Here is a 20,259-nt window from a genome sequence, read left to right as displayed (position 1 = left end):
GGCGCCCCATGGCATACAGCAAGATGGTCAAGCCCGAGACGACCGAGCTCATCCATCTGACGGTCTTGCGCTCGGAGCGCCTCTCGGCGCACTGGATCCGCGTGACTCTCGGCGGCGGCGAGATCGAGAAGTTCCGCCCGATGGGCTTCGACCAGTGGTTCCGCCTGTTCCTGCCGATCGGCGGCGACGCCGGCCTCGAGCGGGTGCCCGCCAAGGCGAACAAGATGTTCGGGTATCTGAAGTTCCTGCGCATCCCCGACGGCGAACGCCCCGTGATGCGCAACTACAGCGTGCGCGCCTATCGTGCGGCGACGGCGGAGGCCGGCGCCGAGATCGACGTGGACTTCGTGCTGCACGGCTCGGCGGCCGACGGCACGGCCGGCCCGGCGTCGCGCTGGGCGGAGACCTGCCAGCCGGGCGAGCACGTGCTGATCATCGACGAGGGGCTCACCTTCAACCCGCAGCGCGGCACGGACCGCGTGGTGCTGGTCGGCGATGAGACGGCACTGCCGGCGATCGCCTCGATCAGTGCCTCGCTGCCCGCGGATGCCACCGGCACGGCGATCATCGAGGTGCCGAGCGCGGAGGATGCGCTGGAATTCCCGCATCCGTCCGGTCTCGAGGTCGTCTGGATCGTGCGGCCTCACGATGTCGCCCCCGGTGCGCTGGCGCTGCAGGCGCTGGGCCGCACCGCGCTGCCGGATGCCCCGTTCCACGCGTATGCGGCCGGTGAGCAGGCGCTCGCCTCGGGCGCTCGCAAGCACCTGGTGGGCGAGCGCAGTGTCGACAAGAACGCGGTCAGCTTCTGCGGGTACTGGAAGATCGGTGCGGCCTCACCCGCATCGAAGGCCGCTCGCGAGGCAGCAGCGGAGCCGCTGGCATGAGCGGTGTGGATGCGGCGGGCACGGACGCGGCGGTTCCCCGGCGAGGATCGGGCGGTACCGCGCGAAAGCCGGGTGGGCGGTTCCGCTTTCCCACCGCGATCCTGCTGACCTGCGCGGCGCTCGGTGTGGCGGGCGGCCTGCTGCTGGCACCGGCGAACTGGTTGTCGACGCTGCTCTTCCCCGTGGCGCCGTTCGCGAGCGTGGCGCTGGCCGGGCTCTGGATGCTGCCGTCGGTCATCGCGCTGCGTCTGCTGCGACGCCCGCTGGTCGGACTCCTGGTGGGTCTGCTCGCCGGCCTCGTGATCGTGCCGTTCTCCGGCTACGGGTTCGGCAGCGTGGCGACGAATCTGTGGTGGGCGGCGTTCACCGAGCTGCCGTTCCTCTTCGTGATCTGGCGGTACTGGGGCACGTGGATGCACTATGTCGGCGCGGTCGTGGTCAGCGTCGTGTATCCGGTGCTGGCGTGGGCATCGTTCGATCTGGGCAGCTTCCCACTCGCGGTGCAGGCCCTGTTCTTCTCGATCACCCTGGCTAGCTGCGTCGGTACCACAGCCCTGGGAATCATCATCGCCGACCGGCTCCGCAAGGCCGGCGTCGGCGGGCGCCGATCGCAGCGATCCTGACGTGACGCTGGCCGCATCCGCTGCCGTCGCCCCATCCGCCGCCCGCACCCATCCGCAGGCGGACAGTCAGGCGGCGATGTCGAAGCGGGCGCGGCCGCCGAGTCGTGGGGTGCGGGTGGGGTCGACGTAGGCGGGTGGGAAGAACCACACTCGTCCCCCGGTCCCGGCCCCGTTCGCGGTCCCGTGTCGGGGCCGGTCGACGCGGATTTCCCACCCGTTGTCGTGGATACGGTGGTGGCAGGTTTCACACAGCAGCACCCCGTTGGACAGGTCGGTGGGCCCGTGGTCGCGTTTCCACCAGCGGATGTGGTGCGCTTTCGTCATCTCGGGTGGGAGCCCACACATCGCACACCCGCCATCACGTTCCACGAGGGCGAGTCGTTGTGCGCGGGTGAACAGGCGTTTCTCCCGCCCCCAGTCGAGCACTTCACTGTCCGCCCCGAGGACGCAGGGGATGATCCCTCCGCCGGCGGCCATCCGCCTCGCCGCCCCGACACTGACCGGCTGGTCGAGACCGTCGATGGCCGCCGATCCCGCCCCCGATTCCAGGTCCGAGAGGTTCATCCGGACGATCACCGTGGCCCCGGCGACCGGGACCCGCGTCTGGCAGCCGAGGACGTGCGCGCAGAACACCGCGAGCGCGTCGGCCTGGATCATCGGGACCGTGCGCCGGTCCGCATCCGGGGCCTCCGCGTCGGGGGCTTCCTGCCGGGCGGCGAACGCGGCGGTCACGAACCCGCGGATCGCGGTGACAACGGGGGCGGCGGTCTCGGCGTCGAGGACCGCGTTCAGGTGCACCATCCCGTCCCGCTCGAACAGGGTCAACGCCCGCTTCCCCCGCCGCTCCTCTTCTTTCGGCTCCACCCCCTCGGGGTCCAGCCACGCTTCTGCCCGCACCACGAGCTTTCGCACATCATCCAACGCGAGCCCCTGTGCTTTCTCGACCAGCACCCGCTCGCCCTGGGCGACACGCTCCGCCCCGGCCGTCACCCGGCACCGATCCAGGACCGTGATGATCATCGCCGCGGCCGGCGCACTGAGAGCGCCCGAGCCGAGCGCGGCCCGCACCAACGGATACCTCGCCGGAAGCGGCGCCCCCAGAAGGTCCGCGCGCGGCGCCGTCGCCTCCCCCACCTTCACCAGCCGGGCCGCATCGCCCGTGGAAACCCCGGTGGTCGCGGCGATCAACGCCGCCGCCGTGCGGAACCCCTGCTGCTTCGCCAGGCTCTCCGACCCCAACTCGGGCCGCGACTCGTAGGCGAGGCGCGCGGCGACCTCGACATGCATCGCGTCCACCCGCCGCTGCAGCGCACCCATCGCGTCACTGACCGCGATCAACTGCGCCCGGGACAGATCCCCCGCCTCGCCCGCACCCGCCCACGCCTCGCCGAGGGTACTCATCGCCTCGCGCAACCCGGCCAAAGTGGACATGCTTCATTCTAACCGACTAACACGCTACATTCGAAGATCTCTACGTATTACATGCCAGAATTCCGCCGAATCCCGCTACAGTACGCTCGCGACCTCTCCTCCACAGGACTCGCCAGCTTCGAAGCTATCCACGAACGCCACAACAGGCACACCAGGTCATCACAGAACCCCCGACAACCCCGCTACTTCACGCTCCCCTGCGTCAGCCCACCGACGAGCCACTTCTGCAGGAAGAGCGCCAGCAGATAGATGGGGATCAACCCGGACAGGCTCGCGGCCGCCATCTGCCCGAACATCACCTCGCGGCCGCCCTGCATCAGAGCGATGCCGACCGGGAGCGTCTGCGAATCGACGCTCTGCGTAAGCAGCAGCGGGATCAGGAAGTCGTTGTACGCGAGGATGAACACGATGATCGAGACCGCGACGATCCCCGGCGCGGTGAGCGGCAGGATCACCGCCCAGAGCGTGCGGAGCGGTCCGCATCCGTCGATCTGCGCCGCCTCGTCGATCTCGAACGGGATCGCACGGAAGAAACCGTCCAGCAGCCAGACGGCGACCGGCGTGAGCAGCAGCCCCTCGACGATCCCGAGCCCGAGAACCGAGTCCATCAACCCCGCCGTGCGCACCAGCACGAAGAGCGGGATGATCGCGACGACCGGCGGGGCGACGTAGGCCGAGACGATCAGCCCGAGCGTCTGCTTCCCGCCGGCGCGCAGCCGGGCCATCGCGTAGTTCGCGGGGATCGACACGAGGAGTGACACCAGCACGGCGATGATCGCCGCGCCGAACGAGTTGCGCAGGTAGGTGAGGATCGGCCAGTTCTCGAAGGCCGCGGTCCAGTTCTCGAACGCGAGGCGCGAGGGGAGGATCCGTGTCGACAGGATGTCGTCCGGGCTCTTGAACGACATGCCGACCATGTACAGCACGGGCAGGAGCGCGAGCGTGATCGCGACGGCGATCACGACCCACTTCACCGCCGTGACCAGTGCGGACGGACGCCCGGGGCGCGACGTGCTCGACGTGCGCACCTTGGAGCGCCCTCGGCGACGGGCGGAGGGGACGATGAGCGTCTCGGTCGCGCTCTCCTCGAGGCGATCGGATGCGCGGAGCATGAGCGACATGGTCAACTCTCCTTGTGCAGGCGCTGCCGCACGGCGTTGAGCGGCAGGATGACGATGGTGACCAGGACGAGGAAGGCGATGGTCTGCGCGGCCGCCGCCCCCACATCGAAGGTCTGCAGACCGGTGCGGTAGATCTCGTAGCTGCTGACGGTGGTGTCGAACCCCGGCCCGCCGCTGGTCATGATGAACACGAGGTCGAAGACCTTGAACGAGACGACGAGCTTCAGCAGCAGCACCGTGATCAGGCTCGGCAGCACCAGCGGGAGGGTGATGCGCCAGAAGGTCTGCCACACTCCGGCGCCGTCGACCTGCGAGGCCTCGTACACCTCGGTGGGCAATGTCTGCAGCGCGGCGAACACCAGCAGGACGCAGAACGGCGTCCACTGCCAGGCGTCGACCGTGATCACCGAGATCATCGCGGCGGGACTGGACCCGAGGAACAGGAACGGCTCGGAGCCCGGATCGAGCGACTGCCCGATGTTGTTGAGCAGCCCGCCCGTGGGGGCCAGCATGAGCTTCCAGATGACTCCGGCCATGACCGGCGGTGTCATCAGCGGGAGCAGGAGCAGCACCCGGATGATGCGCCCGCCCTTGACGGCCGCATCGAGCGAGAGCGCGACCGCCAACCCTGCGATCAGCGCGATGAGCGCCGACGGGATGGCGAAGAGGAGCGACCTGCCGAGGGACGGGAGGGTGATCCCGTCCCCCAGCAGCGCCGCGAAGTTGTCGAACCCGACCCATTCCGAGAACGGACGTCCCAGCGACGATTCCGAGAAGGAGGCGGCGATGATGTAGCCGAGCGGGTAGATCGCGATGATGACGATCGCGATGACGGCAGGGGCGAGCAGGGCGCGCCCCGTCCACGACGCACGTCGGGAGACGCGTCGGTGGGTGACGGGCTGCGACATGAGCGGTCCTTTCGGGTTCGACGAGGGGATCAGCCGGCCAGGGACTGCCAGGAGTCCCAGGTCTGCTGCATCGCCTGTTCGGCGGTCAGGCTCCCCTGGAGCATGAGCGCGAGGTTGTCGCTCAGCGACTGGATCATCTCCGGTGCCTGCGGCGACGTCGGCCAGGACTGCGCGTTCGGCAGCACCTGCGCGGCGACCGCCGACACCTCGGGGGCGAACTCGACGTATTCCGGGCTCTCCAGCGTCGAGGTCCGGGTGGGATCCACTCCGGAGCCGGTCGTCGTGATCAGCTTCTCGTTGGTCTCCTTCGAGGAGGCGAAGGCCACGAAGTCCTTGGCGAGCTCCTCATCGCTCGCGTTGGGGCTGATCCCCATCGCCCATCCGGCGTTCAGCGCGCCGGAGATCTTGCCCTCCGGCCCGATGGGCAGCGGTGCCACACCCCAGCCGTCGACGATCTTCGACTGCTCGGGATCCTGCGCGAAGACACCGAGGTCGGTCCAGAACTCGATCATGCCGACGGACCCCGAGAGGAACTGCGGCAGCGCCTGCTCGAACCCGATCTCCAGCGGGCTGGGCAGGGCCGAGGGGGCGGCGTCGAGCATCGACTGCGCGGCCGCGACCGCATACTCGGTGTCGAGCTGCGGCATCTGGGGGTCGATCGGATCGGGCGACATCGTGGCGAGCCTGTTGAAGAACGTGGAGCCGATGTTGAACGCGCTCTTCGAGCCGAGCAGGGCGTTGCCGTACACGCCGTCCGCCTTCTCGGCATCGGTGATCTTCTTCGAGACCTCGATGTACTCGTCCCACGTGGTCGGCACCTCGACGCCGTTCCGCTCGAAGATCGCCTTGTTGTAGAAGAGCACGTGTGTGTCGCCGTCGATCGGCAGGCCGTAGGTGCCTCCCTCGTACTGCGAGTACGGGCCGAAGATCGCCTCGATGAAGTCGGACGAGTCGATGTCTTCGTCGGATTCGACCCAGTCGGTGATGTCGGCGAGCGCACCGGCGTCGGCGAGCGCGCCGACCGACGTGTACCAGTACTGGATGACGTCGTAGTTGTTCGTTCCGGACTGCGCGTCGAGGACCGCCTTGGTCTGGATCTGGTCGTAGGGCACGACCTCGACTTCGACCTCGACACCGGTCTCGGCTTCGAAGTCGGCCTCGAGGATCTTTCCGGCCCCCTCCTGCGGGGCGGCGATGAGGACCTTGAGGGTCTTGTCACCGCCGTCGCCGGAGGATCCGCCGGCGTCGCCGGAGCAGCCCGCGAGCACGAGGCCCGCGACGGAAGCCAGGGCGATGACGGGCAGGGAGCGACGCGCATAGCGCGCGAGGGATGAGGAGCGTCGTTGCACACTCATGGTGCTGTCCTTTCGATGTTTCTTCTTCGGGTGAGGGGGTGAAGCGGTCAGGATGCGGATTCGGGGTCCGGCGTCCAGGGGCGATCGACCTTGTCGCCATCGACCCAGGGGGTCTTCACGAAGACGGCTCGGAACGTCTCGTCGAACGGGTTGCGCACGAAATGCTCCTCGTGCGGTTCGGCGCGGAGCACATCACCGACGGAGACGACCCTGCAGGTGTCGCGATCGAGCCAGATCTCGGCGCGCCCTTCCAGCACCACGAAGGACTCCGTGTGGTGCTCGTGCAGGTGATTGCCGAACTCGTCGCCCGGCCGCAGCACGACCACGCCGAACGCGGCGTCGTCGCTCTGGGCGAGGTAGCCCGGCCCCCAGTCGCCGAACCGGAGCGCGGCATCGGCGGCGCGGAGCACGTCGGCACTCATGCGAGCACCCGCGTCTCGGTGGCCTCGCGGAACAGCTCGTACGCGTCGGCGGGAGCGGCGTCATCGTGGACGACCGCGCGGACTGCGCGCATCATCGCCGCAGGATCCGCGCTCTGGAAGATGTTGCGCCCCATGTCGACGCCGGCAGCGCCCGCGCGGACCGCGTTCGACGCCATCGTGAGGGCTTCCAGCTCGGGGAGCTTCTTCCCCCCGGCCATGATCACCGGCACCGGGCAGCCCGCCACCACGTCTTCGAAACCCTCGTCGCAGTAATAGGTCTTGACGAGCTGGGCGCCGAGCTCCGCGATGATGCGGGTGGCGAGGCCCAGGTAGCGGGAGTCACGGACGAGCTCCTTGCCGACCGCCGTCACACCGAGCACGGGGATCCCGGCGGCGTAGCCCTCGTCGACGAGCGTCGTGAGGTTGCGGATGCTGCGGCTCTCGTGCTCACCGCCGACGAAGACCTGCACGGCCACGGCGTCGGCGTTGATGCGCACGGCATCCGCCATCGCCATCGCGGTGTATTCGTCGGAGAGGTCCTTGAGGATCGACGGTCCGCCCGAGGCGCGGAGCACGAGACCGGCGCGGGTGGCCGGCGGCACGGAGGTGCGCAGCGCGCCACGTGTGCACATCACGGCGTCCGCGTATTCGGCGAGCGGGGCGATGTTCAGGTCGATGCGCTCGAGGCCGGACGTCGGTCCCTGGAAGTATCCGTGGTCGAACGCCAGCACGACCGTGCGGCCGGTGTCGGGGTCGAGGATGCGGGAGAGGCGGTTCTGCATGCCCCAGTCGAGGTTCGCGGCTCCGCGGATGTTCTGCGAGAAGCGCACGGCCGGTGTCTCGGAGTGGAACTTCTTCGCTGCGGCGTTGCCTTCGAGGTCTGCCATGGTGTCTCCTTCTGGTGATCGTCAGCCGGCGTGGCCGACGGGCGAGAGTCGGGTGGGGGAAAGGTCGTGGGCGCCGCGGGCGGCACCCGGTGGGGTGAAGAGCGGGAGCAGGTCGGGGCCCGAGATCGAGAGCATGTCGCGATACACGCGGTGCCAGCGCTCGGTCACCGCGCGGTACTGCTCGTGTTCGCCGGGGTCGACACGCTCGATGCGGTCGGGATCGCCCATCGGCGGCAGGGCGGCGCCCACACCGCGCGCGGCCAGGCGGGCGGCGCCGTACGAGGTGGCTTCCGGCGCAGGGGTCACGCGGGTGTCGAGTCCGGTCACTCCGGCGATCACCCGCGGCCAAAGAGCGCCCGCGCTCGAGCCGCCGGTGAAGGTGACCGATCCTTCGGCGACCGCTCGGCCGCCGGTGAGGGAAGCGAGGATGTCGAGATGCGCGCCGGCCACGATCGCGGCTGATTCCTCGATCGCGCGGACGAATGCTCCCCGTGACGAGCGGGCCGCGTCGTTGATGTCGAAGCCCACGAACGCGGGGGCCGCGTGATGCCAGGCGTCCGCCTGCATCACATTCGCCATGGTCGCTACGACTCCGTTGGCGCCTGCCGGAACCGCCGCGGCCCATTCCTCCATGACGGTGAACGCGGACGTTCCGGCTGCGCGTCCGAGCTCGGCGGCATCCGGGCACATCGCATCGCGGAACCAGCGCATCGCGAGTCCCGAGAGGAAGCCGATCCCCTCGACCATCCAGGTACCCGGATCGACGTGGCAGAGCGTGCGCAGTCGCCGCTCGGGGTCGATCAGCGGTTCCGATGTGACGGCCGTGGTCTGCCAGAACGTGCCGGCGACGATCGTCGGCACCCCTTCGCGGGCCGCGATGCCATGGAGCGCGAGCTGGGTATCTGCACCGCCGGTCACGACGGGTGTGCCCACAGGGAGTCCGGTGGCGGCAGCCGCGGCGGGCGTGACAGCACCCACGACCTCGCCGCATTCGATCACGGGAGGCAGGATGCTGCGGTCCACGCCCACGAGTCCCGCGAGATCGTCCGACCAGTTCCTCGACCGCAGGTCGAACAGTGCCGAACTCGAACCGCTGGTCGGCTCGGTGACGAACTCGCCCGTCAGGCGCGTCGTGACCCAGTCGCTCAGCATCCCGAAGTGGCGCGCCTGCGCGAAGAGGTCGGGCTCGTGGCGAGCGATCCACCGCAGGCGGGCCGGGGCCGTGATCGACACCCAGTCCCCCGCCGTGCGGTACACCTCGTCGGCCACACCTTCGGCGACCAGTTCGTCGGCCTCCGCGCGTGCCCGACCGTCGGTGTTCGGGCAGGCCCAGAGCTCGCTGCCCTCAGCGTCGTACAGGACGAATCCCTCCCGCATGCTCGACGCGGCCACGGCCGCGACGCGCCGCGCGCCGAGGTGCGCCACGACGTCCGAGACGGCGGCGGCGATGGCCTTCCATCCGCTCTCGGTGTCGAAGACCGTGCCGCCGGGGTGCCCCGGTACCGCGGTGTGCGTCCACTCGCGCGCTGCTCGGGTGACCAGTCGGCCCTCGATGTCGAAGGCGAGCGCTCGCGCCGATCCGGTACCGGCGTCGATGGCGAGGAAGACGTCCGTCATCGTTCCCATCGCAGGCTCCCATCCGTGAGGAAGCTCTCGACCTCGGCGGCGAGCATGTCCGCACCGCGGACGAGCGTCTCGTTCGTCGCGCCGGCCAGATGGGGCGTGAGGATGAGGTTCGGTTCCGCGACGAGCTCCCGCCACGGTCCATCGGGTTCGTTCACGTCGAGGGCGACTCCGGCGAGGTGGCCGCTGCGCAGCGCTTCGAGGAGCGCGTGCTCGTCGACGAGCGATTCCCGGGCGGTGTTGATGAGGAACGACCCCTCCGGCATGCGGGCGATCTGCGCGGCGCCGATCATGTGGCGGTTCTCGTCGGTGGCTCGCGCATGCACGCTGACGACGTCGCTCGCGGAGAGCAGCGCGTCGAGGTCGGAGACGATCGTGGCATCCGTCACCGAGGCCGGGTCGACGAAGGGGTCGTACGCGGTGATGGTCGCGCCGAGCGCCCGCGCCCGAGCCGCGACGAGGCGGGCGACGTTGCCGTAGCCGATGAGACCGAGTCGCAGTCCCTTCACCTCGCGGCCGAACCAGCGGGCCCCCTCGAAGGTCGATTCGGCGAGCGGACGGCCGTCGGCGACCCGCTCGTCCACGTCACGCAGCGACGCCGGCACGTTGCGCACGAGGGAGATCAGGAAGCCGATCGTGAGGTCGGCGACGGCATCCGCGTTCTTCCCCGGCGTCGTGGTCACTCGCACCCCGCGCTCGCGCGCCGCGTCGAGATCGACGTTGACGGGGCCGCCGCGTGCGCATCCGACGAGGCGCAGGTCGGGGAGCGCGGCCAGGACGTCGGCGGTCACGGGCGCCGCGTGGAAGGCGATGACGTCGTAGCCGCGGCCGAGGCTCGCGACCTCCGCCGGGTCCCCCTCGTACTCCCGGATGGAGGAGGTGTCCCACGTCGGCGTCGTGATCGTCATCGTCGTCGCGTCGACGGCGAGGCCCCGCTGCGCGAAGGCACGGGTGAAGATCTCGGCGGTCATGTAGCTGTCGCCGATGACGAGGATGCGGTGGTCGGTCATGTGCAGGGCTCCCGGGGTTCGTGAGTGGGTGGGTCAGCGCAGAGCGGCGGGGTAACGACCGGAGGCGGTCTCGGTCGAGATGCCTCCCGCATCGAAACCGGTGTCGACGCTGACGCGGAGGCGATCGGTGCGCACGGAGGCGCGGGAGAAGTCGATGGGCTGGCCGCTCTGGTCGTAGGCGACGGCCTCGACGACGACGATCGGATGCCCCGGCTCGACCTCGAGCAGGCCCGCGAGCGCCCGATCGGCGGCGACGGCCTCGATCGTCCTGTGCATGCGGGCGATGCGGACGCCGGCGACGTTCCTGATCGCGGCGTAGAGACTCGCGCGGGGGTCGCGGAGGTCGGGCAGCACCCCGGCGAAGCGCGACGGCAGATAGTTGATCACGTGCACGGCGGTGCGCGAGCCCACGGCGCGCACGCGCTCCAGCACGAAGCCCGTGCCGTCGGGAGAGTCGCGTCCGACGACCGCGGCGGCCCACGAGGGAAGCGGCTCGATGCCGGCACGGAGGATCTCCGAGCTCAGGGCGCTGCGGCCGTCCTCGCTGTACTCGCCGAGAAGGCTCGGGGCCGAGGGGAGCGTCCAGGCCGACGGACCCTGGGCTCGTTCCACGAAGGCGCCCTTGCCCTGCTGTCGGGAGATGATGCCGGCGCTCTCCAGCCGGGACAGCGCGTCGCGGATCGAGGTGCGCGAGGCCGAGAAGTGCTCCCGCAGCTCGTTCTCGCTGGGCAGGCGATCACCCGGTCCCCAGGTGCCCTGGGCGATCTCGGCTTCGATGGCGCGCATGATCTGGAACCAGATCGGAGCCGTCGACGTGCGGTCGAGCAGCGGCAGGCTGAGAGTGGACATTCCGGCCTCTTCGGTGAGCGGGTGCGGGAACATCTGCGTTCCCGAGCCGGACTCTCCTGTCCGGACATGTATCGATCATGGACCGATACTTGTATCCCCTGAAGAGACAAGTCAGGAAATTCTCCGACGCCTGCTCTCACCTCGGATTTATTTCGACTGGTCAGGCATTTCCCGGAACAGCAAGTGCCCTCGAAGGTCGATCCGACCCCGGAGCAACGCGGGGAGCGCCGCGGCGGCCGGTACAAGTGGAACCCCCGCGGGGCTTCAGAGCGACAGATGCACGCGCAGTGCCTCGTCGATCTCCCCCATCAACTCGGCCGGCACCCAGCCGAGCGGACGGACGATGCGCGCGGTCGAGATGGTCCGCACCTGCTCCGCCTGCGCCTTCGAATCACGATCCAGCCCGGTGGCGGCGGCGGGAAGCAGCACCTGGAACGGCAGCACCCGCGTGACGTTCGACGTCACCGGCACGACGGTGACCGTGGCCTGCGGGCGTCGCGCAGCGACCGCGTTCGCCGTGTTGTTGCTCACGAGCACGGCCGGTCGCGTCTTCCGCGCCTCGGACCCGACCGTGGGGTCGAACGAGACGAGGATGATCTGACCACGACGAAGCAGGGAGACCGCACTGTCGCTCACGCGGTGGCCAGGCCATCGTCGGCCGCGGAATCCCACTCGTCGTCGTATCCCTCGGCGTAGGCCTCGGCGTACGCGTCGGCGAGACGGCTCTCACGAAGAAGGCGAACCGCCGCGTGCACCACGGCCGAGCGCGAGGGGTACCCGCCTTCGAGGGCCTGAGCGTCGAGGAACGCCAAATCGCTCTCACTCAGACTGAGGCTGACCTTTGCGGTGGACATGCAGTAATACTACTTCGGTAGCACCGTCGGTACCACCCGCCTCCCTCGAGCATTCGAGCGCTGCAGCGTCCCCGGCTGCACGCGAAGAGGCCCCGGATGCCAGAGCATCCGGGGCCTCTTCGAGACGTGCGTCAGCGCTTGCCGGCGATCTGACGACCGACGAGATCGCGCATGATCTCGTTCGTGCCACCGTAGATGCGGTGCACCCGAGCATCGGTGAAGGCGCGGGCGATCGGGTACTCCATGATGTAGCCGTAGCCACCGTGCAGCTGCACGCCCGTGTCGAGCACCTCCCACTCGCGCTCGGTAGCCCAGAACTTGACCTTCGCCGCGTCCTCGGCGGTGAGCGTGCTGTTCTTGTAGGCGAGCAGCGCGCGGTCGATGTACGCCCACATCGCATCGGTGGTCGCCGCCATGTCGGCGAGCCGGAAGCGGGTGTTCTGGAAGTCGGCGATGCGCTCGCCGAACGCCTCCCGGTCCTTCGTGTAGGCGACGGTCCAGTCCAGAGCGGCCTGCGCAGCTGCGGCCGCGGCAACGCCGATCGAAAGACGCTCGAGTGGCAGGTTCAGCATCAGCTGGATGAAGCCCTGCCCCTCCTTGCCGCTGATGAGGTTCTCGTCGGGGACGAACACGTCGGTGAAGCTGAGCTCGGCCGTATCCCAGCCGTGGAAACCCATCTTGCTGAGCTTCTTGCCCTGGTCGAAGCCCTCCATGCCCTTCTCTACGAGCAGCAGGCTGAAGGCGTCAGGACGATTGCCCTCACCGGTCTTGACGAAGGTCACGACGACGTCGGCTGTCGTGCCCGAGGAGATGAAGGTCTTCGCGCCGTTGAGGATGTAGCCACCGTCGACCTTCTTCGCGTTGGTCTTGATGCCGCGGAGGTCCGAACCCGCTCCCGGGTCGGTCATGGCGAGTGCGCCGAGCACTTCACCCGTGGCCATCCGGGGCAGCCACTTCTCCTTCTGCTCCTGCGTTCCCATGTGCACGAGGTACGGCACGGCCAGGTCGTCCTGGATGCCGAAGGCGCCTGCGAGCGAGCCGGCGCCCGCGGCGATGACCTCCTCCATGACGACCGTGCGGAAGCGGTAATCCTGCAGCATCCCGGCACCGCCGAACTCCTCGGGAACCGACAGCCCGATCAGTCCTGCCTCGCCGGCAGCCAGCATGGTCGCCCGGTCGATCTCACCCGCGGCGTCCCACTTCTCGATCGCCTCGCCTGTCACGTGGCGCTTGACGAAGTCCTTGACCAGGTCCCGGAATGCCTCGTGATCCTCGTCGTAGATGTCGCGTTCCATGCCGTCCTCCTGAACGTATCGTGCATCGTTGCTCCGGCGATTCTACGTGTCGGGCACTGCCGCGGACAGGACGTTGTGAGAATGCATCCCAAACATCGTGACACTGGGTACCGCGGTTGTCGGATGCCGCAGATCGGGTCATTCCGCGGCTTTCCGCCCGGCCACGCGTCCAGACGCGACCGGTAGGCTCCGCGTATGCAAGAAGTGTGGCCGTACATCTCGGCGATGTGGACGACGCTCGCCCTCCTCGCGGGCGGATATGCGCGAACCCGCAATCGCTCCGCATTCATCTGGTTCCTGCTGACACTGTTCTTCGGCCCGATCGCCGTGTTCTTCCTCGTGATCATGGATCCCGCCCAGACGCAGCACGCCGCCGAGACTCCTCCGGTCACCGAGAGGCGTCCCGCCGGCTGACGGCATCACGGACCACCGACGAGCGCCGTCGTCAGTGCGCGTAATCGGGGGCGGCCGGGAGTCCGAAGAACTCCTCCAGCGTGTGGAATCCGCCGTCGTGGTACGCGGCGGCGAGGTCGATCCCGACGTAGCGGAGGTGCCACGGCTCGGGCGCGTAGCCGGTCACCGGCGTGCCCACCTGCTCGTACCGCACGATGAACCCGTACTCCCACGCGTGGGCCGCGACCCAGTCGCTCTGCGCGGTGCCGCCGAAACCGTCGAGACCGCCGCAGTTCGAGCCGCACGCGACGACGTCGAGGGCGAGCCCGGTCTGGTGCTCGCTGTGGCCGGGGCGCGCCGAGCCGGCATCCGCCTGCCCCTGACCCTGGGATCGCACGTGGGAGTCGTAGGTCGTGACCTGCAGCCCGTACGACCGGTAGCCGTTGTTGGCACCGATGCGCCCCACACCGGCAGCATCCGCCGCGTCGGCCATCTGCCCGACGGCGGCCGCGACATCGGTCCGCACCCGGCCCGAGGGCGTCGTCATCTGCAGCGGCACCGAGTCGAGCGCCCCGGGCTCGTAGTCCGCAGGCTTCAGCGGGAGGCTCTTGTTCACGACGACCCAGACCCGCGCCGGATCGCGGAGCGAGATACAGGGGGCGTTGCCCGCCACCACGGCCTCGCGGAAAGCCGCTCCACCACCGAAGCCCGCGACCGTGGCCGCGTCGTCACCGGCCTGGACGGCCTGCTGTACGGCGGGGTCCGAGCACGGGTCGGCGGCCGTCGTCGCCCCCACCTGCACGGTCGGCACCTGCATCACGGCGACCGGTTCCGGCATCGCGGCAGCTTCCGGCGACGCCGCCGGCACGGAGGCGATCGAGAGCAGCATCCCGAGCGCGGTCACGGCGACGCCGATCGGCAGTGCGGGTCCGCGGATCGGGGACCGCGGAGCCGCATGCTGAGCGTGCGGCGAGAAGGGCATTGGTCCATTCTCTCCCGCGCTGCGTGGATGGCACCACCGCGACGGCCACAACGGTACCCTCGACCCATGCCGTCCGCCCCGCTCGCCCCCGCACCATCGAGCAGCATGGGCCGAGGACTCGACGTGCTCACGGCTCTGAGTGCGCTCATCGAGAAGGGCAGCGGCACCACCGTCGGCGAGATCGCCCACGCCCTCGACCGCGAGCGCTCCCAAGTGTCTCGCACCCTCGCCACCCTCGCCCGTTCCGGTCTGGTCGAGCGTCGGCCCGACCGTTCGTACGCGCTCACCTGGTCCTGGTACGCCGCCGCGCAGGAACTCACCGCGCACCGGATGTACACGCACGGGCTGGCGGTGCTGGACTCCCTCGCGGCGCAGCTCGGCGAGGCCACCTTCCTCAGTGAGCTGCAGGGCGATGCGACCCTCACGACGCTCGAGAGCCTGCCCGCAGACTCCCGCATGATCGGCTCCTGGATCGGACGCTCCTACCCGGCGTACTGCAGCGATGCCGGGCGCGCCACGCTGTGGGATGCCTCGGACGACGAGGTGCGCGCGGTCTTCGGCTCGACCGATTTCACCGCCCAGGGGCCGAACACCCCGGTGTCGGTCGACGACGTGCTCGCGCGGCTCGACGCGGATCGCGAGCGCGGCTTCACCATCGTCGACCAGGAGGCGGAACCGGGCCTCTACTCGGTCGCGGCACCCGTCTGGGACTTCCGCGGAGAGGTCATCGCCGCGGTGCAGGTCGTGGGCACCCGCGACGCGATGCACGAGCGGGTCGCGGAGTGCGGTGCGGCATGCGCGCGTGCGGCCGCCGATCTATCCCGCCGGCTCGGCGCACCCGCATCCGCATCCGTCGAGCGCTGACCCGCGGGGCGTCAGACCGAGGCGTCGGCCGCTGCGGTGAGCTCGCCCGCGAACCGGGTGAGCAGGGCACGGGTCTCGCGCGTAGCGCCCTGCGCACGATGGCGCCCGCGAACCGCGAGCGAGGCGATGACCTCGCCACCCCGGCGGATCGGGAGGGCGAACTCGTCGATCCCCTCGTCGTACTCCTCCGTGGCCGAGATGAGCCCTTCGGCGCGGTCGCGTTCCTGCACGACGCCCACCTCGTCCACGGAACGCGGCGCGGTCGGACCGCCCACGCCGATGAACTGCACCCCGTCGAGCACCACTACCAGCTGCTCGGGCGTGTGATCCCACAGCAGCGCGCGGCCCGCTCCGGTGCACCAGATCGGCGTGACCAGCCCGGCACGGATGGAGCGGTCGCCACCGTCAGCAGATCGCTCGTATCGGAGCAGCACGCCGCGCGCACCGTCGGCCACGGTGATCAGCGCGTTGACTCCGAGCTGCGCAGCGAGCGTGCGCAGGGCGACCCTGGATTCGCGGAGCCAGGCCACGTTCAGCACGGCGGCCGTGCGGAAATACTCGGTCCCCGCCCAGAACAGCGAATCATCGTCCCGGCGGAGGAACTGTCGTGACTGCAGCTCGCGCGTGAGTCGCGAGACACGGCTCCGCTCGATGTCGGTGGTGTCGGCGAGCCGCGAGGCGTTGAGACCCGGTCGCGCACGGCGCTCCTGCTCGACGGCCGCATCGAGCAGACTCAGGCCCTGCACGAGTGAGGAGGAAGCCACGACGACCCCTCCTCTCCTGTCGGCCCAGACCTCGGCCATCCTATCCGGAGGCCCCCACCGCACGACGCGGGAGGAGCCTCCCCCAGGCGACGTAGAGGTCGGCGGCGATGTTGCCGTGGGCCCGCTCGACGTCGGCCGCGGTGATCGCCTCGTCGCCCTGCGCGCCGAACAGCACGACCTCGTCTCCGGGCGTCGCCGGGTCGAGGTGCGAGACGTCGACCAGGAAGCTGTTCATCGCGATCCGGTCGACGATGCGCGCACGGCGACCGCGGATGAGCACCTCGCCGGTGCCGCTTAGACTGCGATGCACGCCGTCGGCGTACCCCAGCGGGATCAGCGCGAGACGCGCATCCGCCTCGAGCCGGTGCCAGCGGTCGTAGCCGACCGTGCTCCCCCGCGGATACGAGTTGATCGCCGCGATCCGCGACACCACCCGCATCGCCGGTCGGAGCGATCCTCCCAGCGCGTCGGTGTCTCCGTAGAGCCCGGCGCCGATACGGACGAGGTCGAACCGGGACTGCGGCAGGCGCAGCGCCGCGAAGGTGGTCGCACAGTGCCGGGCGACCGCGCCGTCGGAGACGTCGGCGACCGCCCGGGACTGCTCGTCGAAGCGTGCGGCGCCCGCGATCACATCGTCCTCGTCTTCGCACGGGAAGTGAGAGCAGACGCCGACGACATCCAGACGCGGGTCCGCCAGAACGCCCCGCGCCGCGTGCACTCCCCGGGGCTCACCGACCTCCAGCCCGTCCCGCCCGAGCTCGGTGGAGTTGAGCGAGACGTGCGCGCGGATGCGCACACCCCGAGCGGCGGCGACCCCGGCCACGATCCCGGCATGCTCCGCCCCGCCGATCCACTCCTCGATGCCGAAGCGGATGCCGTCGTCGACCTCGTCCCGCCCCGCGGGCCGCACGCGCAGGAGACGACCGGTGAAGCCGCTCGCGCGCACGGCCGCCGCCTCCTCATTAGATGCCAGTCCGATCAGGCCGAGCTTCTGCTCGCCGAGCACCGGCGCGACGATGTCGATGCCGTGACCGTAGGCGTCGGCCTTCACGACCGCGCAGAACCCGACCTCGGGTCCGAGTTCTGCGCGGATCGTGCGGACGTTGTGGCTGATCGCGTCGCGGTCGATCTCGACCCATCCGCCCGCCGGTGTGGAGGCTGTCACGCGTCGACGGGCTCCGCCTCGTGATCCTGCACGATGTCGCGCCGCCCCTTGCGCCCGTGCCGCCACCAGAAGAACAGGTAGCACGCGGCGACGAACGGGATGCCGAAGTACAACGCCGCCACCTGGTTCGGGTCGAACGCGATCGCGATGATCGACAGGAGCAGCAGCGAGAACGCCACGATCGGCAACGCCGGGTACAGCGGCGTCCGGTAGGCGAGAGCCGACACGTCTCCGCCCTCGCGCACGAACTTGCGGCGGTGGAAGAATTGCGAGGCGACGATCGACATCCACACCGCGACGACCGCGAATCCGGCGATCGACACGAGCACCAGGTAGACGGTGCCGGCGGCGATCACGCTCGTGAGCAGCGACACGAGGCCGATCAGGATGCTGACGCTGAGCGCGATGAGGGGGACGCCGCGCTTCGTGAGTCGCGTGAACGCCTTCGGCGCGTGGCCCTCCTCCGCGAGCGAGAAGAGCATGCGAGCGCAGGAGAAGAGCCCGCTGTTGCCCGCGGAGAGGAGCGCCGTGATGATGACGAAGTTCATGATGTCGGGCGCATACGGCACTCCCACGTACTGGAAGACGTCGACGAACGGGCTGCTGGTGACGCTGGCGTCTTCGTAGGGCAGGATCGCGGCGATCACGGCGATCGCGCCGACGAACAGCACCACCAGTCGCAGCACCGTGGAACGCAGTGCCTTCGGGATGTTCTTCGCCGGGTCCTTGGTCTCGCCGGCGGCGACGCCGATGAGTTCGGAGCCGCTGAAGGCGTAGAACACGGCGAGCGCGGTGACGATCACACCGCTGAACCCGTTCGGGAAGAGCCCTCCGGGGGTCTCGAAGTTGCTGAACAGGATCGCCGGCGGGTGCTCGGCCGACAGCGGCGTGAACCCGAAGATCGCCGCGCCGCCGAGGACGATCAGCGCGACGATCGCGACGACCTTGACCAGCGAGAACCAGAACTCCGCCTCGCCGAACACCCGGGCCGAGATCGCGTTGAGCAGGAACAGCACGGCTGCGAAGATCAGGCACCACAGCCACACCGGCACCCCGGGGAACCAGCGCTGCATGAGGATGCCGGACGCCGTGAACTCCGACCCCAGTGCCACCACCCAGCAGAGCCAGTACAGCCACGCCGTCGTGAATCCGGTCGCCGGCCCGATCGATCGTGAGGCGTAGATGTGAAAGGCGCCGGAGACGGGATACGCGATGGCGAGTTCACCGAGGCAGGCCATGACCAGGTAGACCACGAACGCGCCGATCAGGTACGCGATGATCGCGCCGAGAGGTCCCGCCTGGGAGATCGTGTAGCCGGAGCTGAGGAACAGGCCCGATCCGATCACGCCGCCCAGCGCGATCATGATCAGATGCCGGGCGTCCATGGTCCGTTGGAGGCGGCGGAGCGGCACCTGCGTCGCCGTCGTGTTCGGCAGGACGTTGGGGAGGGACTTCTCCCCGGGAAGAGGCGTCATCGGAACTCTCAATCGGGTTTGATATGTGCATCATATTCACATCTATGTGCCAATGACGCATTTTGTTGGTCGGATGCGGGGACACTATCCGCTCCGCGATCCAGCCCACAAGACCCCGGAGCAGAATTCTTCGCGCCCACCGTCACTGCCGACCATCCGGCGGAGGAGCTGCCATTCCGGCAGTACCCGCAGCCGATCCGACAGGCGCGCACGGACACCCACCTCACCGACGATGGATCCGTGTCGCACGGCGTCGCCGGCGACAGCTCATGGAAAGAAGGAGACAACGGTGACTCACCACGACCTCGCCCTCATCGGCTTCGGAGGCGTCAACCGCGCCCTGGCCGAGATCATCCGCGACCGCGGTGCGGCGCTCGTCGACGACCTCGGCTTCGGCCTGCGCGTCGTCGCGATCACCGACCTCCGCCTCGGCTCGCTCATGCAGAGCGACGGCATCGACCTCGACGCGGCGCTCGCGATGACCGGCGCCGACACGTTCGCGGGAATGCCCGGCGGCCACGCCGAGCCCCGCAACGACTACGTGATCCGCAACACCACGGCCGATGTCATCGCCGAAGCGACGTTCACGAACCCGGTCGACGGAGAGCCGGCGATCTCGCACGTGCGCGCCGCCCTCGAGAGCGGCAAGAGCGTGACCACCACGAACAAGGGCCCGGTCGCGCTCGCGGGCGCCGCGCTCAACCGCCTCGCCGCCGAGAACGGAGCCCGCTTCGAGTACGAGGGCTCGGTGATGAGCGGGACTCCGGTGCTCCGACTCGCCGGCGAGACCCTCAAGGGACTGCGCATCACCCGCATCCAGGGCATCCTCAACGGCACGAGCAACTTCGTACTGGGACGCATGGAAGAGGGGAAGTCGCTCGCAGACGCCGTCGCCGAGGCTCAGGCTCTCGGATACGCCGAGGCCGACCCGACCGCCGACATCGAGGGATCCGACGTGCAGCTGAAGGTCGTGATCCTCGCGAACGAGGTGCTGGGCGCGCAGCTCACGACCGCCGACGTGCCGCGCACCGGGATCAGCGACATCACCGCGAGCGACGTGATCGCCGCAGCGGCGGCGGGCGAGCACTGGAAGCTCATCGGCACGGTCTCCCGCGACGAGTCGGGGGTCATCTCGGCATCCGTCCAGCCCCTCGCGCTCGGCGCCGATCACCCGCTCGCCGCCGTCTCGGGGGCCACGAACGCCGTCGCCTTCACGACCGACCTGCTCGGCACGGTCACGGTGTCCGGTCCCGGCGCGGGGCGCATCGAGACGGCGTACGCGCTCCTCTCCGACATCATCGCGATCGACGCCCACCAGAAGTCGTACGCCGGAGCGGTCCGGTGAGCGTGGCGA

The 20,259-nt window shown here is 69.4% G+C and carries 21 protein-coding genes; 5 read left to right on the top strand and 16 right to left on the bottom strand.

Going from position 1 to position 20,259, the window contains the following annotated elements; all coding sequences use genetic code 11:
• The first annotated feature begins 8 nt into the window (after positions 1-8).
• Both ACCO44_RS02800 and ACCO44_RS02795 read left to right on the top strand, forming a co-directional pair.
• Entirely contained in the window at positions 9-884 is an 876-nt protein-coding gene (locus tag ACCO44_RS02800) for a siderophore-interacting protein (RefSeq protein WP_372468248.1), read from the top strand.
• Positions 881-1,507: an ECF transporter S component gene (locus ACCO44_RS02795; RefSeq protein WP_372468246.1), complete on the top strand. Its 627-nt coding sequence runs from the start codon at positions 881-883 to the stop codon at positions 1,505-1,507. Before ACCO44_RS02800 ends, ACCO44_RS02795 begins: the two co-directional genes overlap by 4 nt.
• 66 nt (positions 1,508-1,573) lie before the next feature.
• Here the strand turns inward: ACCO44_RS02795 and ACCO44_RS02790 are convergent, their stop codons facing one another.
• From ACCO44_RS02790 to ACCO44_RS02735, 12 genes are all read right to left on the bottom strand, one after another.
• Positions 1,574-2,938, bottom strand: coding sequence for a DUF222 domain-containing protein (locus ACCO44_RS02790; protein ID WP_372468245.1), 1,365 nt, complete (start codon positions 2,936-2,938; stop codon positions 1,574-1,576).
• A 182-nt stretch (positions 2,939-3,120) separates the two neighbouring features.
• Positions 3,121-4,059: a carbohydrate ABC transporter permease gene (locus ACCO44_RS02785; protein WP_105710808.1), complete on the bottom strand. Its 939-nt coding sequence runs from the start codon at positions 4,057-4,059 to the stop codon at positions 3,121-3,123.
• A gap of 2 nt (positions 4,060-4,061) precedes the next feature.
• Positions 4,062-4,967, bottom strand: coding sequence for a carbohydrate ABC transporter permease (locus ACCO44_RS02780; protein WP_091032410.1), 906 nt, complete (start codon positions 4,965-4,967; stop codon positions 4,062-4,064).
• A 29-nt stretch (positions 4,968-4,996) separates the two neighbouring features.
• Positions 4,997-6,322, bottom strand: a complete 1,326-nt coding sequence (locus ACCO44_RS02775; protein ID WP_029261286.1) for an extracellular solute-binding protein — start codon at positions 6,320-6,322, stop codon at positions 4,997-4,999.
• 47 nt (positions 6,323-6,369) lie between these two features.
• Entirely contained in the window at positions 6,370-6,744 is a 375-nt protein-coding gene (locus tag ACCO44_RS02770) for a cupin domain-containing protein (protein ID WP_372468243.1), read from the bottom strand.
• Complete coding sequence (gene lsrF / locus ACCO44_RS02765) at positions 6,741-7,631, bottom strand: 3-hydroxy-5-phosphonooxypentane-2,4-dione thiolase (protein ID WP_372468242.1); 891 nt, start codon at positions 7,629-7,631, stop codon at positions 6,741-6,743. Before lsrF ends, ACCO44_RS02770 begins: the two co-directional genes overlap by 4 nt.
• Positions 7,632-7,652: 21 nt before the next feature.
• Positions 7,653-9,257, bottom strand: a complete 1,605-nt coding sequence (locus ACCO44_RS02760; protein WP_372468240.1) for an FGGY family carbohydrate kinase — start codon at positions 9,255-9,257, stop codon at positions 7,653-7,655.
• Positions 9,245-10,264, bottom strand: a complete 1,020-nt coding sequence (locus ACCO44_RS02755; RefSeq protein WP_372468238.1) for an NAD(P)-dependent oxidoreductase — start codon at positions 10,262-10,264, stop codon at positions 9,245-9,247. The genes ACCO44_RS02760 and ACCO44_RS02755 overlap by 13 nt, the downstream gene beginning before the upstream one ends.
• A 33-nt stretch (positions 10,265-10,297) precedes the next feature.
• Positions 10,298-11,113 carry a GntR family transcriptional regulator gene (locus tag ACCO44_RS02750; protein ID WP_168380816.1) on the bottom strand — a complete coding sequence of 272 codons (816 nt, stop codon included), beginning with the start codon at positions 11,111-11,113 and terminating at the stop codon, positions 10,298-10,300.
• 264 nt (positions 11,114-11,377) lie between these two features.
• The gene (locus ACCO44_RS02745; RefSeq protein WP_372468237.1) at positions 11,378-11,749 is read right to left on the bottom strand and encodes a type II toxin-antitoxin system PemK/MazF family toxin; all 372 of its coding nucleotides are present in this window, start codon (positions 11,747-11,749) and stop codon (positions 11,378-11,380) included.
• Positions 11,746-11,967, bottom strand: a complete 222-nt coding sequence (locus ACCO44_RS02740) for a ribbon-helix-helix domain-containing protein (RefSeq protein WP_262002710.1) — start codon at positions 11,965-11,967, stop codon at positions 11,746-11,748. Before ACCO44_RS02740 ends, ACCO44_RS02745 begins: the two co-directional genes overlap by 4 nt.
• 131 nt (positions 11,968-12,098) lie before the next feature.
• A complete protein-coding gene (locus ACCO44_RS02735; RefSeq protein WP_105710799.1) occupies positions 12,099-13,262 on the bottom strand; it encodes an acyl-CoA dehydrogenase family protein in 1,164 nt (387 codons plus the stop codon).
• Positions 13,263-13,457: 195 nt separating this feature from the next.
• Here ACCO44_RS02735 and ACCO44_RS02730 point away from each other — a divergent pair, with 195 nt between their 5' ends.
• Positions 13,458-13,676, top strand: coding sequence for a hypothetical protein (locus tag ACCO44_RS02730; RefSeq protein ID WP_105710798.1), 219 nt, complete (start codon positions 13,458-13,460; stop codon positions 13,674-13,676).
• A gap of 31 nt (positions 13,677-13,707) precedes the next feature.
• On the opposite strand, the gene ACCO44_RS02725 is transcribed toward ACCO44_RS02730, so the two are convergent.
• Positions 13,708-14,637 (bottom strand): M15 family metallopeptidase, encoded by a 930-nt coding sequence (locus tag ACCO44_RS02725; protein ID WP_105710797.1) that lies wholly within the window; start codon positions 14,635-14,637, stop codon positions 13,708-13,710.
• Between the two features lie 66 nt (positions 14,638-14,703).
• On the opposite strand from ACCO44_RS02725, the gene ACCO44_RS02720 reads away from it, so the two are divergent.
• On the top strand, positions 14,704-15,501 hold the full coding sequence (locus tag ACCO44_RS02720; RefSeq protein ID WP_372468235.1) for an IclR family transcriptional regulator: 798 nt from the start codon (positions 14,704-14,706) through the stop codon (positions 15,499-15,501).
• Positions 15,502-15,512: 11 nt separating this feature from the next.
• On the opposite strand, the gene ACCO44_RS02715 is transcribed toward ACCO44_RS02720, so the two are convergent.
• The 3 genes from ACCO44_RS02715 to ACCO44_RS02705 are packed head-to-tail and all read right to left on the bottom strand — an operon-like array spanning position 15,513 to position 18,905.
• Positions 15,513-16,265: a helix-turn-helix domain-containing protein gene (locus tag ACCO44_RS02715; protein WP_372468234.1), complete on the bottom strand. Its 753-nt coding sequence runs from the start codon at positions 16,263-16,265 to the stop codon at positions 15,513-15,515.
• A gap of 40 nt (positions 16,266-16,305) precedes the next feature.
• The gene (gene alr / locus ACCO44_RS02710; RefSeq protein WP_372468233.1) at positions 16,306-17,430 is read right to left on the bottom strand and encodes an alanine racemase; all 1,125 of its coding nucleotides are present in this window, start codon (positions 17,428-17,430) and stop codon (positions 16,306-16,308) included.
• On the bottom strand, positions 17,427-18,905 hold the full coding sequence (locus ACCO44_RS02705; protein ID WP_372468232.1) for an amino acid permease: 1,479 nt from the start codon (positions 18,903-18,905) through the stop codon (positions 17,427-17,429). The genes alr and ACCO44_RS02705 overlap by 4 nt, the downstream gene beginning before the upstream one ends.
• 289 nt (positions 18,906-19,194) lie before the next feature.
• On the opposite strand from ACCO44_RS02705, the gene ACCO44_RS02700 reads away from it, so the two are divergent.
• Positions 19,195-20,250 (top strand): homoserine dehydrogenase, encoded by a 1,056-nt coding sequence (locus ACCO44_RS02700; protein ID WP_372468230.1) that lies wholly within the window; start codon positions 19,195-19,197, stop codon positions 20,248-20,250.
• Positions 20,251-20,259 lie beyond the last annotated feature (9 nt).

Origin of the sequence: Microbacterium maritypicum, from assembly GCF_041529975.1 — a bacterium.
In the GTDB taxonomy this organism is placed as follows: domain Bacteria; phylum Actinomycetota; class Actinomycetes; order Actinomycetales; family Microbacteriaceae; genus Microbacterium.
This window is presented reverse-complemented; position numbering and strand designations above follow the sequence as displayed.

What these genes read in the sequence shown, in the direction of transcription:
- ACCO44_RS02735 (WP_105710799.1), bottom strand. Translation starts at nt 13,262, where the DNA reads ATGGAACGCGACATCTACGACGAGGATCACGAGGCATTCCGGGACCTG.
- ACCO44_RS02755 (WP_372468238.1), bottom strand. Translation starts at nt 10,264, where the DNA reads ATGACCGACCACCGCATCCTCGTCATCGGCGACAGCTACATGACCGCC.
- ACCO44_RS02800 (WP_372468248.1), top strand. Translation starts at nt 9, where the DNA reads ATGGCATACAGCAAGATGGTCAAGCCCGAGACGACCGAGCTCATCCAT.
- ACCO44_RS02785 (WP_105710808.1), bottom strand. Translation starts at nt 4,059, where the DNA reads ATGTCGCTCATGCTCCGCGCATCCGATCGCCTCGAGGAGAGCGCGACC.
- lsrF (WP_372468242.1), bottom strand. Translation starts at nt 7,631, where the DNA reads ATGGCAGACCTCGAAGGCAACGCCGCAGCGAAGAAGTTCCACTCCGAG.
- ACCO44_RS02730 (WP_105710798.1), top strand. Translation starts at nt 13,458, where the DNA reads ATGCAAGAAGTGTGGCCGTACATCTCGGCGATGTGGACGACGCTCGCC.
- ACCO44_RS02720 (WP_372468235.1), top strand. Translation starts at nt 14,704, where the DNA reads ATGCCGTCCGCCCCGCTCGCCCCCGCACCATCGAGCAGCATGGGCCGA.
- ACCO44_RS02740 (WP_262002710.1), bottom strand. Translation starts at nt 11,967, where the DNA reads ATGTCCACCGCAAAGGTCAGCCTCAGTCTGAGTGAGAGCGATTTGGCG.
- ACCO44_RS02705 (WP_372468232.1), bottom strand. Translation starts at nt 18,905, where the DNA reads ATGACGCCTCTTCCCGGGGAGAAGTCCCTCCCCAACGTCCTGCCGAAC.
- ACCO44_RS02725 (WP_105710797.1), bottom strand. Translation starts at nt 14,637, where the DNA reads ATGCCCTTCTCGCCGCACGCTCAGCATGCGGCTCCGCGGTCCCCGATC.
- ACCO44_RS02760 (WP_372468240.1), bottom strand. Translation starts at nt 9,257, where the DNA reads ATGGGAACGATGACGGACGTCTTCCTCGCCATCGACGCCGGTACCGGA.
- ACCO44_RS02770 (WP_372468243.1), bottom strand. Translation starts at nt 6,744, where the DNA reads ATGAGTGCCGACGTGCTCCGCGCCGCCGATGCCGCGCTCCGGTTCGGC.
- ACCO44_RS02790 (WP_372468245.1), bottom strand. Translation starts at nt 2,938, where the DNA reads ATGTCCACTTTGGCCGGGTTGCGCGAGGCGATGAGTACCCTCGGCGAG.
- ACCO44_RS02780 (WP_091032410.1), bottom strand. Translation starts at nt 4,967, where the DNA reads ATGTCGCAGCCCGTCACCCACCGACGCGTCTCCCGACGTGCGTCGTGG.
- ACCO44_RS02750 (WP_168380816.1), bottom strand. Translation starts at nt 11,113, where the DNA reads ATGTCCACTCTCAGCCTGCCGCTGCTCGACCGCACGTCGACGGCTCCG.
- ACCO44_RS02795 (WP_372468246.1), top strand. Translation starts at nt 881, where the DNA reads ATGAGCGGTGTGGATGCGGCGGGCACGGACGCGGCGGTTCCCCGGCGA.
- ACCO44_RS02775 (WP_029261286.1), bottom strand. Translation starts at nt 6,322, where the DNA reads ATGAGTGTGCAACGACGCTCCTCATCCCTCGCGCGCTATGCGCGTCGC.